Below are 14,208 nucleotides of genomic sequence, written 5' to 3'. Positions count from 1 at the left end.
GGCGGCGTCGGAGGGCGCCGGCGCATGCGGGGAACCCGGCGGGTCCGCAGGTGTCGGTGCGGGATGACGACGAGTGACCCGGGCATCCACGGCACCGTGCCCGGGTGCGGCCAGGAACGCGGACGCCCCGCCCCGGTCGGACCGGGGCGGGGCGCTCGTGCCGCGGGCGGCGGGGTCAGACGTCGAAGCGTCGTCCCTCGGGCTTGGAGCCGAGGACGGTGAAGATGATGAGGATCACCGCGCCCGCGTAGGGGATGAATCCCAGGAAGTAGAACGGGCCGGCGAAGTTGGCGTCGTGCAGCCGGCGCCAGGTGATGGCGATGTTCGGCACGATCGTCGCCAGGCCGATGAGGATGAGGAGCCCGAGCCCGAGGAAGAGGATCGTCAGTCCGAGCCCGGTAGCGCCCGGTGCGATCGGATTCTGCACGTACTCCCCGTACTCGTTGTAGGAGTAGGACGCGGCGGAGCCCGCGAGGATCACGACGCCGACGATGTAGAGGATCAGCGGGACGAGCTCGATGAGGAGGAAGAACAGCGCCACCCACCAGAACTCGCTGCGCGAGGCGCGACCCGAGAACTTCGCGTAGTTCTGGAAGAAGCGCTTCACGGCCTGGCCGAAGCTCGCTCCGTAGAGCGGACGGCTGAGGTCGTCGGGCGAGGCGGCGCCGTCGAAGGGCTCGCCGGGCGCGGGGACGCCGTAGGCGGCGCCGGGGGCGGCGTACTGCGGTGCGCCGTATGCGGGCTGCTGCGGTGCGGCGTACTGCGGTGCGCCGTACTGCGGCTGCGGGCCGCTGTGGCCCGGCTGCTGCGGTGCGCCGTATGCGGGCTGCTGCGGTGCGCCGTATGCGGGCTGCTGCGGTGCGCCGTACTGCGGAGCGCCGGGTGCCGGCTGCTGCGGGGCCTGGGGCGGCGCGTACCGGGGGGCCGCCGGCTGCTCGGGGGCGGGGTCGGTGGCGGCACCGCCGTCGGGGGTCGTGCCGTCGGCGGTGTTCTCGGGATCCCGGGGCTGATCCGGGTTCGGGGGGAGGGTCATGATGCTGCGGCTCCTGTGTGCGGTGAACGGTGCGACGGACGTTTCGCCGGAGTTCCCGGCGCCAGCACTCCCATGCGGAGCGCGTCCGGCTTCCACCCTACGCGCCATCGACGTCCGGTGCGCGGCGATGTCGCGCGTGTGACGGTCCGCGGCCCCTGCGTGCGGCGGTAGGCTGGATGCATGAGCAATCCCAGGGCCGGCAAGGTCGCAGAGCGCATCCAGCAGATCATCGCTCGCCGCCTCGAGAAGGGGCTGCGGGATCCGCGCCTCGGCTTCGTCACGATCACCGACGTGCGCGTCACGGGCGATCTGCAGCACGCGAGCATCTTCTACACGGTCTACGGCGACGAGGAGGCGCAGACGGACACGGCGGCCGCGCTGCGCGCGGCGACGGGCATGCTGCGCACCGAGGTGGGACGGCAGCTCGGGACGCGTTTGACGCCGACGCTCGAGTTCATCCACGACGAGCTGCCCGAGAGTGCGCAGCACCTGAACGACCTCCTCGCCGAGGCGCGCCGCCGCGACGAGGAGTCGGCGGCGCTCGCGGAGGGCGCCCAATACGCGGGGGAGGCCGATCCCTACGTGAAGCCGCGCGAGATCGAGGACGGCGAGTCGGACACCGACGGGCTCGGCGGCGCCGAGCTGATCGACGACGAGGACCGCGACTGACCGCTCACGCCGAGCGCTCGTGCACCGCGACCGCGAGTCGACCCCGCGTCATCGCGGGCTCCGGTACGGAGCTCGAATCGCGCGATCGGATCCGGACGCTCGCGCGTCCGCGGGACTGAGGCCCGCGGCCCGGCATCAGCCGGCTGCGCGCACGGCGCCGCCGACGAGCACCGCGAGAATCGTGGTCCAGCCGACGATCGCGATCGCCTGCCAGATCAGGATCCGGGCCTTGCCGACGCCGGCGGTGGCGAGCATCGTGGCGGTGAACTGGGTGGGGAGCAGCAGCGGGCCGAGCAGGCTCACGCCCGGTACTCCGTAGCGCTCGAACGCGCGCTGGAACTTCGCGCGCCTGGCCGAGCCGCGGTCGCCCTCCGCGCCCGCGGCCGCCGACTCGAGGGCGGATCCCGCGGCGCCTGGCGCCCCTGCGCGTGCGGGGGAGCCCGTGCCGTAGCGGGTGACGACCGCCCGTCGGGCGCCCGAGCCGAGGAGCACGAGCAGGGCGACGCAGACGAAGTTGCCGACGATCGCGGCCACGACGGCGAGCACGGGATGGATGCCGCCGACGATCCCGATCACCGCGGCGCCCTCCCCCTCGATGAAGGGTACGGCGCCGGCCAGCGCGACGATCAGCGGCTGGACGAGTTCGGGCACGCGCGAGACGAGGTCCTGGAAGGCGTCGATGAGATTCATGATTCGGTCCTGTTCGGGGTCGGAGTCGGGTTCGGGGTTCGAGGCCGGCGGGGAGCCGTCCTGCGGCCGCTTCCCGGCGTGTGGAACCAGTCCACCGCGTCGGCCGCGGGCCCGGAAGTGCCGCACTGTCACCGAGTTCGGTGCGTTCCGCACGCGGCACGGGTGACATCTGTCATGGGCTTATCGTGGAAGCATGAGCATGCGGCCCGAGGCGATCCCTGCCGGTCCCGCCCCGGCGCTCGCGGTGGCGACGAGGTTCTCGGGCCGGATCACCGCCACCTGGTGGTACACGATGGCGGGAGTGCTGTTCCTCGAGGGGACGCTCGTCTTCCTCTGGGTGGCGGCTCCCACCGGGCACGGGCACGGGCACGCACGAACGGTGACGATCGCTGCCGCGGGGATGGTCTGGTGGGTCTCCACAGTGCCGTTGCTGCGGCGGTACCGGCACGCCGGCTCACCGCCGGGGGCGCACAGGTGGGCGGTGCTCGTGCCGTTGCTGATCGCTGCGGCGTGCGGCGCGGTGGTGGGCGCGGCCGCCGGGCTCTGGATGCTCGCCGTGGTGCCGCTGGTGCAGTCGGCGCTGCTGCTGCACTGGCCGCCAGGGCTGCGCGTACGCGTGGCCGCGGCGGCGACGGTGCTGCTGGTCGTGCTGTGGCTCATCGACGCCCGTGGCCCGGCCGCAGCCGATTTCGATGCCGGGGGCGGATGGCTGCTGGGGGCGTTCTGCCTGTTCATCCCGGTGACCACGGTGCTCTCGCTGTGGTGGTGGGACGTGCTGGTGACGCTCGACCGCGCCCGCGTCTCGGAGGCGAACCTGGGCGCGACGCGGGAGCGCCTCCGGGTGGCCACCGACGTGCACGACCTGCAGGGGCACCACCTCCAGGTGATCGCGCTGCAGCTCGAGCTTGCCGAGCGACTGCTGGCGAAGCAGGATCCGGACGCCGCGATGGCGCAATTGCGGGCGGCGCGGTCCAGCGTCGATGAGGCGCGTCAGGGCACCCGCGACCTGGCCACGCGCTTCCGCTCCGTGCCGCTGCTCGACGAACTCGCCAACGTGGTCGATCTGCTGCGCGCCGCCGGGACCGAGGTCGAGGCGGCCGTGGATCCGGCGGCCGACGCCGCGCCCGCCGAGGTGCTGGGGCCCGTCATCAGGGAGACCACGACGAACGTCCTGCGCCACGGCGGCGGCCGGTGGGCGCGGCTTGCGCTCTCCCGCTCCGGGGCGGTGTGGCGCTACGAGATCTCGAACCATGCCTCGGGCGAGGATCCGGCGGGCGGCGGGGGATCGGGGCTCGAGGGTGTCGCGCGCCGGGTGGCCGAGGCGGGCGGCGCCGTCGAGGTGCGGCGAGGCAAGCAGGATTTCACGGTCGTGGTGACCGTGCCGGCCGAGACGGTCCCCGCGCAGGCGCCCGAGGGGGCGCCGGGACCTCCGGCGACGGACGAGGAGGGACGATGATCCGCGTGCTTCTCGCCGATGACGAGGCGATGATCCGCTCGGCGCTGGCGGCGCTCCTCCGCCTCGAGGGCGACATCGATATCGTCGCGGAGTGCGTCGACGGTGACGAGGCGGTCGCCGAGGCGGTCAGGCTGCAGCCCGACGTCTGTCTGCTCGATCTGGAGATGCCCGGCCTGGACGGGGCGGAGGTGGCTGAGCGCCTGCGCCGCACCTCGGCGACACGGTGCGTGGTCGTGACGCGCCATGCGCGTCCCGGCGTGCTGCGTCGCGCGCTCGCATCGGGGGTCGCGGGGTTCCTCCCGAAATCCCGCGGCGCCGACGAGGTGGCTGAGGTGATCCGTCGCGTGGCCGCGGGTGGCCGGTACGTCGATCCCGAGGTGGCCGCGGACGCACTGAGCGACGAGCGCTGCCCGCTGACCGACCGCGAGCTCGACGTGCTGCGCGTGGGGCGGCGCGGCGAGACGACCGCGCAGATCGCGCGCACGTTGTCGCTCGCGCCCGGGACGGTGCGCAACCACGTGTCCGCGGTGCTGGGCAAACTCGGCTTGGAGAGCCGGCAGCAGGCGGTGCTGATGGCCGAGGAGCGCGGTTGGATCTGAGCGGCGGATCCGCGCCCCGGCCGCGCGTGCCGGCGCGGTCACGGCTCCGGGGTCAGGGCAGCCGCGCGGTTCCCTCGAGCTCGACGACGAGCCCGTCGGCGACGAGCGAGTCGTAGGCGCGGCGCGGCTGCCGGGGATCGCGCACACCGCCGTCCGCGGCTGCCGCCAGCGCGTCCGCGACCGGCACCGCGACCTCCGAGCGGCGCAGCAGTGCCATGATCCGGCCGCGCACCTGGCGGTCGCTGCCCGCGAACTTCGCCTGCTTGGGCCGCTGCGCGGGGGCGTTGTCGGGGTAGCCGGCGCCGCGCCACTCGCACCAGTCGGCGATCGGGCAGTCGCCGCAGCGCGGAGCGCGGGCGGTGCAGACGACGGCGCCGAGCTCCATCATGCCGGCGTTGAACACCGCGGCTCCACCCCGATCCTCGGGCAGCAGCGCCTCCATCTCCACGAGGTCGCCGGCCGCGGGCATGCCGGCCGCGGCCCGACCGTGCACGGCGCGGGCGATGACCCTGCGGGTGTTGGTGTCGACGACGGGGTGGCGATCCCCGAACGCGAACACGGCCACCGCCCGCGCGGTGTAGGGGCCGATACCCGTGAGGGCGAGCAGCTGCTCGACGTCGGCGGGCACGGCGTCGTCGTGCCGCTCGGAGATCTCCACGGCGGCCCGGTGCAGCCAGAGCGCCCGGCGCGGGTAGCCGAGCCGGTCCCAGGCGCGCACCGCCTCGCCCGGCTCCTCCGCCGCGAGCGCCGAGGGCGCCGGCCAGCGCTCGATCCACGCCGCCCACCGGGGCAGCACCCGGTCCACCTGGGTCTGCTGCAGCATGAACTCGGAGACGAGGATCGCCCACGGCGTCGCCTCCGGGTCCCGCCAGGGGAGCGCGCGAGCGTGCGCGGCGAACCACTCGTTCACCGCGCGCGCCAGCTCAGGGTGTGCCATTCGGTCCAGTCTAGTTTCCCGGGGCTCAGGGTCGCGCGGGCGCCCCAGCGTTCGCGGGATCCGCGGCTGCCGCGGGATCCGCGGCCGCCGCGGGGACGGCCGGCGCGGGGGCGGCCGGCGCGATGGCCGAGCGGAGCGTGAAGAAGAGGACGATGATGGCCGCCGTGATCGCGATGTGCCCGAGGCCGGCGACGCCCGCGATCATCTTCGACGACTCGAGGCCGAGCACCGTGAGCACGCCGTGCACGATCAGCATCGCGGAGGTGAGGATCACGCCGGCGTGGTAGAGACCCAGGAACCAGCGGAACCGCCTCCGGAAGCGGGAGAGGGCGAACAGGCGCTCCAATCCGAGCAGGATGAGGAACGGGAAGAAGCCGAGCGCGAGCAGGTGGGTGTGGGCGAGGCCGAGTTGGGTGAACTCGCCTTCGGGGAACCCGTTGAGCTGGGTGAACTCCCGGTAGAACAGGCCGGAGGCGACGCCGAGACCGGCGTAGACGAACGCGGATACGAGCAGATGATGCAGTGGTGTCTTCACTCCTCCACCCTCTCGGGCGCCGCACGCGCGCGCATCGGCCGAAATGGTGAGATTCGCGGTCGCCGCTCGCGGTCGCGCGCCCGAACCCCCAGAATCGAGGTGTGCCGCACCCAGCAGACCACCGCCGCATGCTCCGCGTGGCCCGGCTCGGACTCCACGCGATCCTCGTCGTGCTCGTCGCGGTGTCGGCGGTGCGCGCGGTGCAGTCGGGCACGCCGCTGTGGGGCGCCGCGCTCGCCGCCGCGGCGCTGCTCGGGGTCTTCGCGGCCGGCCGATGGGCGAGCGGTTCGGCGATGCGCGGCTGGCCGCTGGTGCTCGCCGCGGTGTGGCTGCTCGCGCTGGTGATCTCGCCGGAGTTCGTGTGGGTGTCGTTCCCGCTGCTCCTCGTCGGCGGCCACGTGCTGCGGGGTGCGGCCGGCGCCCTCTTCGGGGCCGTGGTCGTCGCGGCTGCGGTGGCGGCGCCCTGGGTGCAGCGCGGCGGGATCACGGTCGCCGAGGTGCTGGGACCCGTCATCGGGGGCGCCTTCGCCTGGGGGATCGCGCGGGCGTACACGATGCTGCTCGCCGACGACGCCGAGCACCGGCGCCTGATCGCCTCGCTCGTCGCGGCACGGCGCGAGACCGAGGAACTGCAGGCCGAGCTGGGCCGCGTGCAGCGGGAGGCCGGCGCGAGCGAGGAGCGGACCCGGATCGCGCGCGACATCCACGACACCATCGCGCAGGAGTTCTCGTCGATCACCCTGCTCGCCCGGGGCGCAGGCGCGGAGCTGCGGAGCGCGGCGGAGACCGAGGGCGGCGGCCGCGCGGACGAGGCGCTCGGCCGCATCGATGCGATCGCCCGTCGCGGTGCGGAGGACGCCAGGCGCATCGTGCGGGCGCTGCTGCCCGTCGAACTCGAATCCCAGGCGCTCACGGAGGGGCTCGCCCGTCTGGTCGACGGCTTCGCCGAGGAGAGCGGGATCGCGGCGACGTTCGAGGCCGACGCGGTGCGTCCGCTCGGCACGGCCTTCGAGGTGGCGCTGCTGCGCACGCTGCAGACGGGCCTTGCGAACGTACGCGCGCACGCGGGGGCGAGCCGGGTCGGGATCGAGCTGCGCGAGCTCGGGGACGAGGTGCGGCTGGACATCGTCGACGACGGGCGGGGGTTCTCGGTGCCCGAGTGGGAGGCCGGGAGCCGCGGCGTCTCGGTGGGTCTGCGGGAGGCGCGGGCGAGGCTGCGCGAACTGGGCGGCGGGCTCGAGGTGGAGAGCGAGCCCGGGGAGGGGACGGCCCTCTCGGCGTGGCTGAGACTCGGCGGTGCGGCGTGAGCACGACGGTGCTGCTGGTCGACGACCACCCGATCGTGCGGGCGGGGCTCCGCGCGGTGCTCGACGCCGCGCCGGACGCCCGCGTGGTGGGCGAGGCCGCGAGCGGCGAGGAGGCGGTGACGGCGGCGGGTCTGCTGCGGCCCGACGTGGTGCTCTGCGACCTGCGCCTCGGTGCCGGGATCGACGGGATCGAGACGACGGCCCGCATCCGCGCCGCGGAGGGCGCTCCTGAAGTACTGATCCTCACCACCTTCGATCGAGACGCCGACATCCTGCGCGCCATCGAGGCCGGCGCTGCCGGCTACCTCATGAAGGACGCCCCGACGGCGACGATCCTCGCCGGGATCGCGGATGCCGCGGCGGGTCGCACGGTGCTCGCGCCCGGCGTGCTGGCCCGCGTGAGCGCGTGCGGCGCGGCGCCCGCGACACCGCTCACCGGACGCGAACGCGAGGTGCTCGCCCGGCTCGCCGAGGGCGCCTCGAATCGGGAGATCGCCCGGGCGCTCTTCCTCTCGGAGGCCACGGTGAAGACCCACGTCGCCCACGTGCTCGCGAAGCTCGGGGCGGGCAGCCGGTCGCGGGCGGTCGCCCTCGCCCGCGACCGGGGCCTGCTCGACTGACGCCGGTAGGCTGGACGGGTGGCGAACGAGCAACCGGACGCGGGAATCCTGCACGCGCACCCCCAGGGAGCGATCATCCTCATCGACAAGGCCGAGGGGTGGACGAGCCACGATGCGGTCGCGCGATCCCGCCGCGCGCTCGGCACCCGCAAGGTCGGCCACGCCGGAACGCTCGACCCCATGGCGACGGGGCTGCTCGTGCTCGGAGCCGGGCCCGCGACGCGCCTGCTGACGCACCTCGTCGGGCTCGACAAGACGTACACGACCACCATCCGGCTCGGAGCGTCCACGCTCACCGACGATCGCGAGGGCGAACGGACCGCCGTGGCCCGGGCGGATGCCGTGGCGGCGCTCGCCGCCGCGCCCGAGCGCATCGCCGCCGCGGTCGCGGGGCTCACGGGGGACATCGAACAGGCGCCGAGCGCCGTGAGCGCGATCAAGGTGGACGGCCGCCGCGCCTACGACCGGGTGCGCGCCGGGGAGCACGTCGAACTGCGCCGCCGGCCCGTCCGCATCCACGCCTTCGACATCGGCGCGCCGCGCGCTGCCCGTGCGGAGGACGGCGCCCCGATGCTCGACATCGACGCCACCGTGCGCTGCTCCTCCGGCACCTACGTGCGGGCCCTCGCTCGGGATCTCGGCGCCGCGCTCGGCGTCGGCGGGCATCTCACGGCGCTGCGGCGGACGGATGTCGGGCCGTTCTCCGTGGCGGGGGCGACGACGATGGAGGAGCTCGCCGAGGGCCGGAACCTGACGCTGCTGCGCCCGGCGGAGATCGCCGCCGCCCTGTTCCCCGTGCTCGCGCTCACCCCGGCGCAGAGCGTCGATCTCGGGCACGGGAAGCGGCTCGAGCTCGACGGCGTCGCGGACGCGGCGCTCGCCGCCGCCGTGGCGCCGGACGGAGCGCTCGTGGGTCTCGTGGAGGTGCACGGCGGGCGCAGCCGGGTCGTCACGAACTTCCCGACGCCCGATGCCGGGGCGGGGGCCGGCGCGTGATCCTCTGGTTCGCCGTCGCGCTCATCGCGGTCGCGCTCGCCGCGGCCGTGCTCTGCCTCGTCGCGGGCGCGCGGGGCCGCGCGCCCGACGACTACACCATGGGCGCGACCGCGCTCGTCGCCCTGCTGCTGTTCGTGCAGATCATCGTGGCGATCGTCGCGCCGCTGGCGGGGAATCCCGCGGCGGGCGACCCGCTCGAATTCTGGATGTACCTCGTCGTGGCCTTCCTGCTGCCGCTCGGCGCCGGCTTCTGGGCGCTCGTGGACCGCACCCGTTGGGCGACCGTGGTGCTCGCGGTCGTGCACTTCGCGGTGGCGGTGATGACGTACCGGATGCTCGTGATCTGGGGATGAGCGCGGCGGCCCGGCGGGCACATTTGCGACACGCGAGCGTGTCGGGCACCCTCAAGCGGTTCTTGAGGGTTTAGACTCCTCGGCTTGACTTGAGGGAATCACACCGGTGTAATTAGTGGTGTCATTCAGGCGCGGGACATCCGTCTCCGCGGGACCTTCGGGAAAGGAGCGGCATGCTGGACGAGACGCCGAACACCCCGGTACCCGCGAACTGGTTCGTCGACCCCGTCTTCCTGGGCGTGCCCGGGGTGCGCAGCGACGATGACGAGGCGCTGGGATGGCAGACGGACGCCCTGTGCGCGCAGACCGATCCCGAGGCCTTCTTCCCGGAGAAGGGCGGATCGACCCGCGAGGCGAAGCGCATCTGCGAGAGCTGCGAGGTGCGCTCCGAGTGCCTGGAGTACGCCCTCGAGAACGACGAGCGCTTCGGCATCTGGGGCGGCCTCTCCGAGCGCGAGCGTCGGAAGCTCCGCCGGGAGGCCATGTAGCACGGCTCCCGGAAGCCCCGCCGTCACGGCATGGCTCCAGCTCCGCGCTTCCTTTCGTGCCTAGACTGAGCGCGATATGCGCACGAGAGTAACCGCCATCCTGGTCGCCCAACGGGGCGGGGAGTGGCTCGACCAGACCATCGCCGGACTCGCGGCTCAGACGTTCGCGCCCGAAACCGTCGTCGCCGTGAACAACGGCGGCCCCGACGGGCTCTCGGAGCAGTTGCTGGGCGCCGCCGTCGATCGGGTCGTCGGCGTGCCCGCGCGCGTCTCCTTCGGCCAGGCCGTGGCGCAGGGCGTCGCGGCGCTCCCGGAGGCGGCGGACGACGGGGCGCAGGAGTGGATCTGGCTCCTCAGCGAGGATGCGTGCCCCGAGCCGGAGGCGCTCGAGCGCATCGTGAGCAGCGTGCAGCGCGCCCCCTCGGTCGCGGTCGCCGGGCCGAAGCTCGTCGACTGGGACCGCCCCGACCGCATCATCGAACTCGGCCAGAGCCTCACGCGCTACGGCGCACGGTGGACCCTTCGCCGTCAGGAGCTCGACCAGCAGCAGTACGACCACATGCAGGACGTGCTCGGCGTGGGACCCGTCGGCATGCTCGTGCGCCGCGACGTCTGGGACGAGCTGGGCGGCTTCGACCCGGCGCTCCCCGTGTACGACGACGGCCTGGACTTCTGCGTGCGCGCGCGCCTCGCGGGCCATCGCGTCGAGGTCTCGCCGGCCTCGCGCGTGCGGTTCGCGCAGAGCGGCGTCGCGGGCCCCCGCATCGATCGCCGCCGCGCGGTGATGCGCACGGCGCACCGTCAGGCGCGCACCGCGCACCTCCACCGCAGGATCGCGTACGCGCCCGCCGTCGTCGCGGGCCTCGAATGGCTGGGTCTGCCGCTGTACGGCGTGCTCCGCGTGCTGTGGGCGCTCGTCCGCGAGCAGCCCGGGCACATGATCGGCGAGTTCGCGGCGGCCATGACCGTGTTCCTCCGGCCGCACGCGATCCTCGCCTCCCGCCGCCGGATCGCCGCGCACTCCTCCGCGGGCTGGGCGGGCCTGCGATCGCTGCGCATCGACCCCAAGAGCGTGCGCACCGCGCGCATGATCGACCGCGAGGCCATCCTCGCCTCCACCGGCAGGCAGCGTCGCGAGGTCCACTTCATCTCCTCGGGCGGCCTCGCGGTGCTCGGCGGGGCCGCGATCGCGGCGGTCGCGCTGCTGTGGTGGGCGTTCCCGATGACGAGCGCGTTCGGCGGCGGCCTGGCCCCCCTCAGCTCCATCGATCAGCTGTGGTGGAACACGCGCCCGCTCGACGGCGTGCCGGCCGACCCCTTCACCTGGGTGCTCGCGCTGCTGGGCACGCTCACCTTCTGGAACCCCTCGCACGCCGTCGTGCTGCTCATGATCGCCGCGATCCCGCTCACCGCGCTCGGCGGATGGATGTGGGGCGCCCAGCTCACGGAGTCGAAGGCGGGTCGGGCCCTCGTCGGGATCGGCTTCGCCCTCAGCCCGATGCTGCTCGGCTCGCTGGCCGCCGGCAGCCTGCCGACGCTGGTGCTCGTGATCGTGCTGCCCTGGCTGCTGCTCGCAGCGACGCGCTGCCGCGAATCGTGGAGCTGGGCGGGAACGGCGTCGCTGCTCGCGGGGGCCGCGCTCGCGGCCGCCCCCGTCCTGATCCCCGCCGCCGTCGTGCTGCTCGTGGTCGGCTTGTTCACCACGCTCCGCGGCGCCGCGCGCGTGCTCACCACGGCGCTCGTGCCGCTCGTGCTCTTCGCGCCGAAGATCGTCACGGGCATCCTCTCGGGGCGCCCCCTCGACCTGCTGCTCGATCCCGGCATCGTCGAGGCGTACGCACCGGGCACGACCTGGCACCTGCTGCTCGGCTTCCCCGAGTTCGGGCTGTTCGGCTGGGACGGGATCCTCGAGACCATCGGCCTCGGCGGACCGCCCGCGACGCTGCTCGTCGGCGTGCTCATGCTCCCGATCGCGCTGCTCGCCCTGCTCGGGCTGTTCACCGGACGCGTGGCGGTGACGCTGCTGCACGCGCTGCTCGGCGGGCTCGGCATGCTCACCGCCATCGGCGCCGCCCAGCTGCGCCTCTCGGTGGTCGGGGACGAGAGCATCGCGCTGTGGACCGGTTCGGGCCTCGCGGTGTACTGGATCGCGGTGCTCGGCCTCGCCGCGGTGGGCGCGGGGACGCTGCGACGGGCCGCGGCGCCCGTCGTGTCGGTCGCGCTCGTCGCCGCGCTCGTCGCGGTCGTGCCGGTGGGCTCCCAGCTGCTGCTCGGCCGGACCGGCTTCCAGCAGGGCGCGGCGCAGATGCCCGCGCTCGTCCAGGCCGCGGGCGAACTCGATCCCGGGGTCCGCACGCTCGTCGTCACGCCGGAGGATTCGCACAGCGTGCGCGCCGAGCTGGTCACGGGCGCCGGGCTGCGGCTGGATCGGATCCGGACGGCGTCGAGCCCGCCTGAGGAGACCGCGGAGGACCGCACGCTCGCCGAGCTCGTCGGTGGGCTCGCGAGCGTGGGCGGAACGGACATGCGCGACGCGCTGCGGACGGAGCGGATCGCCTTCGTGCTGCTCGCGGAAGGCGACGGGGACGGGCCGGGGAGCGACGCCGAGCACGCGGCGCTGCAGCGGGTCTTCGACCAGCACGCGGCGCTCGCGAGCGCCGGGCTCACGGATCAGGGGCTGCTGTGGCGCGTCGTCGAGCCCGAGTCCGACGCGGGGCAGGGCGACGCGGGCGCCCGCCTCGACGGCACCTCGGTGACGGGCGCGACGATCTGGGCGATCCAGCTCGTGGTGCTGCTGGCCGTGCTGCTGCTCGCCCTGCCGACGGGGGAGGTCACCTGGCGGCCCGAGCGGCGTCGGCGCCCCGCGCGCCGGCGGAAGCGCGGCGGCGCGGCGGCGGAGCGGCCCGGGGCCCCGACCGCGCCCGATGCGGGCGCCGCGGCGGCGCCCGCGGCCGCCGAGCCGGCAGCAGCGACGGACGCGCCGAGCGAGGGCCGGGCCGACAGCCCGACTCCGCCTGTCGACGCGGAGCCTGCAGATGCGGAGCCCGCCGATGCGAAGCCCGCAGACCCGACGGACGGAGACCGCGCATGAGCGAACGATCCCGCATCCTCCGCGGCGGCGCCCGCGCCGTCACGGGCCTCGCCGTGGTGGCCGTGAGCGCCGCGGCCGTGGCGCTGATCGGCAGCGCGACGCTGCCCGCGGTCGCGACGGAGCCGCCCGCCCTCGCCGTCGACACCACGCAGAACACCCAGCGCACGCTCGTGTGCGCGGGAGCCTTCGCCGAACTCGGCGGGGACGCCGCGCGTGCGAACGTCGCCGTCCCGACCGGTGCACCGGCCGTCGCGCTCTCGGGCACGGCCTCGGAGAGCGCCGCCCTCGCGCGGCCCGAGGGCGGCGACGGCCTCCCCGCGGTCTTCTCGGCACCGGCCGCGGAGCCGATCGGAGCGGCGCAGCTCCAGCAGGTGTCGACCGAGACGCTGCGCGGCGCGGTCGCGAGCTCCTGCGCCGAGCCGCTCAACGAGCAGTGGCTCCTCGGCGGCGCTTCGACGCTCGGCATCTCCACGACGCTCAGCCTGGGCAACGCGGGCACCGTGCCCGCGACCGTGCAGCTCACGGTGTACGACGAGAACGGCGAGGTCGTCGACGACCGCATGAGCGGCGTGCTCGTGGCGCCGGGCAGCGAGCAGATCGTCTCGCTCAACGGCTACGCGCCCGATCGCGAGCGGCTCGCCGTGCGGGTGGAGAGCACAGGCGCCCCGGTGACCGCGAGCCTGGGGGTCGGGCAGACCTCGGGCATCGAGCCGTGGGCCGTCTCGACGGTGAACCGGCAGGCGGAGCCCGAGACCCGGCTCGTGATCCCGGGCATCGCGAACGTCAGCGACCACGTGCACGGCCCCAGTGACTCCGGGGAGGGCGACGAGATCCCGGTGGTCGTGCGCGCGCTCGCGCCCGGCGAGGCCGGGGGCGTCGCGACCGTGCGCGCCATCGACCGCGAGGGCGCGAGCACCGAGCTCGGCGCCATCGATCTCGCGCCGGGGGTCGTCGGAGAACTGCAGATCACCACGTGGCCGAAGGGCGCCACGACGGTGATCGTCGACGCGGACGTCCCCGTGCTCGCCGCCGTCCAGGGGACGGCCAGCGAGGACGACGAGACCGACAACGAATGGTTCACGCCGGCGAACCGCATTCCCGCCGACACGCCGACGGCCGCCCCGGTCGTCGGCGGCGGGCGGCTCGTCCTCGCGAACCCCGGAGACGAGGCGGCGGAGGTGACGATCGCGTCGGCCTCGGGCAACGGCAAGACGCGCACGGTCGACGTCCCCGCCGGAGCGTCGGTACTCGCCTCCGCACCGGCCGATGCCGTCCTCACGAGCTCGGCCCCCGTGCACGCGGGCGTGCGCTACCTCACGGGCGGCGATCTCGCCGGCTACCCGATCCTCGCACCCGACCCGCGCGACGGCGAGCTGACGGTCTACACCCGGTAGCCCGTCGGCTCACGCCGCCCGGGCGCCGGCGGGGCCCGCC

Annotated in this window: 14 protein-coding genes; 10 read left to right on the top strand and 4 right to left on the bottom strand. The window is 74.5% G+C overall.

Annotated elements, in window-relative coordinates; translation table 11 throughout:
- Positions 1-175 precede the first annotated feature (175 nt).
- Complete coding sequence (locus MUN78_RS12395; RefSeq protein ID WP_244726806.1) at positions 176-1,033, bottom strand: DUF805 domain-containing protein; 858 nt, start codon at positions 1,031-1,033, stop codon at positions 176-178.
- 180 nt (positions 1,034-1,213) lie between these two features.
- Between MUN78_RS12395 and rbfA the strand changes: the two genes are divergently transcribed.
- The gene (rbfA, locus tag MUN78_RS12390) at positions 1,214-1,702 is read left to right on the top strand and encodes a 30S ribosome-binding factor RbfA (RefSeq protein WP_244726804.1); all 489 of its coding nucleotides are present in this window, start codon (positions 1,214-1,216) and stop codon (positions 1,700-1,702) included.
- A gap of 135 nt (positions 1,703-1,837) precedes the next feature.
- On the opposite strand, the gene MUN78_RS12385 is transcribed toward rbfA, so the two are convergent.
- The gene (locus MUN78_RS12385) at positions 1,838-2,392 is read right to left on the bottom strand and encodes a small multidrug efflux protein (protein WP_244726803.1); all 555 of its coding nucleotides are present in this window, start codon (positions 2,390-2,392) and stop codon (positions 1,838-1,840) included.
- Positions 2,393-2,585: 193 nt separating this feature from the next.
- On the opposite strand from MUN78_RS12385, the gene MUN78_RS12380 reads away from it, so the two are divergent.
- Together MUN78_RS12380 and MUN78_RS12375 are read left to right on the top strand one after the other, a co-directional pair.
- Positions 2,586-3,848 carry a sensor histidine kinase gene (locus tag MUN78_RS12380; protein ID WP_244726801.1) on the top strand — a complete coding sequence of 421 codons (1,263 nt, stop codon included), beginning with the start codon at positions 2,586-2,588 and terminating at the stop codon, positions 3,846-3,848.
- On the top strand, positions 3,845-4,447 hold the full coding sequence (locus MUN78_RS12375; RefSeq protein WP_244726800.1) for a response regulator transcription factor: 603 nt from the start codon (positions 3,845-3,847) through the stop codon (positions 4,445-4,447). Before MUN78_RS12380 ends, MUN78_RS12375 begins: the two co-directional genes overlap by 4 nt.
- A gap of 52 nt (positions 4,448-4,499) precedes the next feature.
- Here the strand turns inward: MUN78_RS12375 and MUN78_RS12370 are convergent, their stop codons facing one another.
- Positions 4,500-5,384, bottom strand: coding sequence for an HhH-GPD family protein (locus tag MUN78_RS12370; protein ID WP_244726798.1), 885 nt, complete (start codon positions 5,382-5,384; stop codon positions 4,500-4,502).
- A gap of 25 nt (positions 5,385-5,409) precedes the next feature.
- The gene (locus MUN78_RS12365; protein WP_244726796.1) at positions 5,410-5,919 is read right to left on the bottom strand and encodes a DUF2871 family protein; all 510 of its coding nucleotides are present in this window, start codon (positions 5,917-5,919) and stop codon (positions 5,410-5,412) included.
- Between the two features lie 101 nt (positions 5,920-6,020).
- Here MUN78_RS12365 and MUN78_RS12360 point away from each other — a divergent pair, with 101 nt between their 5' ends.
- The 7 genes from MUN78_RS12360 to MUN78_RS12330 all read left to right on the top strand — a co-directional run bounded on the left by MUN78_RS12360 (position 6,021) and on the right by MUN78_RS12330 (position 14,168).
- Positions 6,021-7,226, top strand: coding sequence for a sensor histidine kinase (locus MUN78_RS12360; protein WP_244726794.1), 1,206 nt, complete (start codon positions 6,021-6,023; stop codon positions 7,224-7,226).
- Complete coding sequence (locus MUN78_RS12355) at positions 7,223-7,846, top strand: response regulator (protein ID WP_244726793.1); 624 nt, start codon at positions 7,223-7,225, stop codon at positions 7,844-7,846. The genes MUN78_RS12360 and MUN78_RS12355 overlap by 4 nt, the downstream gene beginning before the upstream one ends.
- An 18-nt stretch (positions 7,847-7,864) precedes the next feature.
- Positions 7,865-8,842, top strand: coding sequence for a tRNA pseudouridine(55) synthase TruB (gene truB / locus MUN78_RS12350; RefSeq protein WP_244726791.1), 978 nt, complete (start codon positions 7,865-7,867; stop codon positions 8,840-8,842).
- Positions 8,839-9,195, top strand: coding sequence for a hypothetical protein (locus MUN78_RS12345; RefSeq protein ID WP_244726789.1), 357 nt, complete (start codon positions 8,839-8,841; stop codon positions 9,193-9,195). The genes truB and MUN78_RS12345 overlap by 4 nt, the downstream gene beginning before the upstream one ends.
- Positions 9,196-9,368: 173 nt before the next feature.
- Complete coding sequence (locus MUN78_RS12340; protein ID WP_244690275.1) at positions 9,369-9,683, top strand: WhiB family transcriptional regulator; 315 nt, start codon at positions 9,369-9,371, stop codon at positions 9,681-9,683.
- A gap of 76 nt (positions 9,684-9,759) precedes the next feature.
- Positions 9,760-12,774 (top strand): glycosyltransferase family 2 protein, encoded by a 3,015-nt coding sequence (locus MUN78_RS12335; RefSeq protein ID WP_244726787.1) that lies wholly within the window; start codon positions 9,760-9,762, stop codon positions 12,772-12,774.
- Complete coding sequence (locus tag MUN78_RS12330) at positions 12,771-14,168, top strand: DUF5719 family protein (protein ID WP_244726786.1); 1,398 nt, start codon at positions 12,771-12,773, stop codon at positions 14,166-14,168. The genes MUN78_RS12335 and MUN78_RS12330 overlap by 4 nt, the downstream gene beginning before the upstream one ends.
- Positions 14,169-14,208 lie beyond the last annotated feature (40 nt).

Source organism: Leucobacter allii (genome assembly GCF_022919155.1).
GTDB lineage: Bacteria > Actinomycetota > Actinomycetes > Actinomycetales > Microbacteriaceae > Leucobacter > Leucobacter allii.
Note: the sequence above shows the minus strand (reverse complement) of the source record. Positions and strands in the feature narration are given on the sequence as shown.

Excerpts from the sequence above, each read along its gene's own strand:
- MUN78_RS12395 (WP_244726806.1), bottom strand. The coding sequence starts at position 1,033 with ATGACCCTCCCCCCGAACCCGGATCAGCCCCGGGATCCCGAGAACACC.
- rbfA (WP_244726804.1), top strand. The coding sequence starts at position 1,214 with ATGAGCAATCCCAGGGCCGGCAAGGTCGCAGAGCGCATCCAGCAGATC.
- MUN78_RS12385 (WP_244726803.1), bottom strand. The coding sequence starts at position 2,392 with ATGAATCTCATCGACGCCTTCCAGGACCTCGTCTCGCGCGTGCCCGAA.
- MUN78_RS12380 (WP_244726801.1), top strand. The coding sequence starts at position 2,586 with ATGAGCATGCGGCCCGAGGCGATCCCTGCCGGTCCCGCCCCGGCGCTC.
- MUN78_RS12375 (WP_244726800.1), top strand. The coding sequence starts at position 3,845 with ATGATCCGCGTGCTTCTCGCCGATGACGAGGCGATGATCCGCTCGGCG.
- MUN78_RS12370 (WP_244726798.1), bottom strand. The coding sequence starts at position 5,384 with ATGGCACACCCTGAGCTGGCGCGCGCGGTGAACGAGTGGTTCGCCGCG.
- MUN78_RS12340 (WP_244690275.1), top strand. The coding sequence starts at position 9,369 with ATGCTGGACGAGACGCCGAACACCCCGGTACCCGCGAACTGGTTCGTC.
- MUN78_RS12335 (WP_244726787.1), top strand. The coding sequence starts at position 9,760 with ATGCGCACGAGAGTAACCGCCATCCTGGTCGCCCAACGGGGCGGGGAG.
- MUN78_RS12330 (WP_244726786.1), top strand. The coding sequence starts at position 12,771 with ATGAGCGAACGATCCCGCATCCTCCGCGGCGGCGCCCGCGCCGTCACG.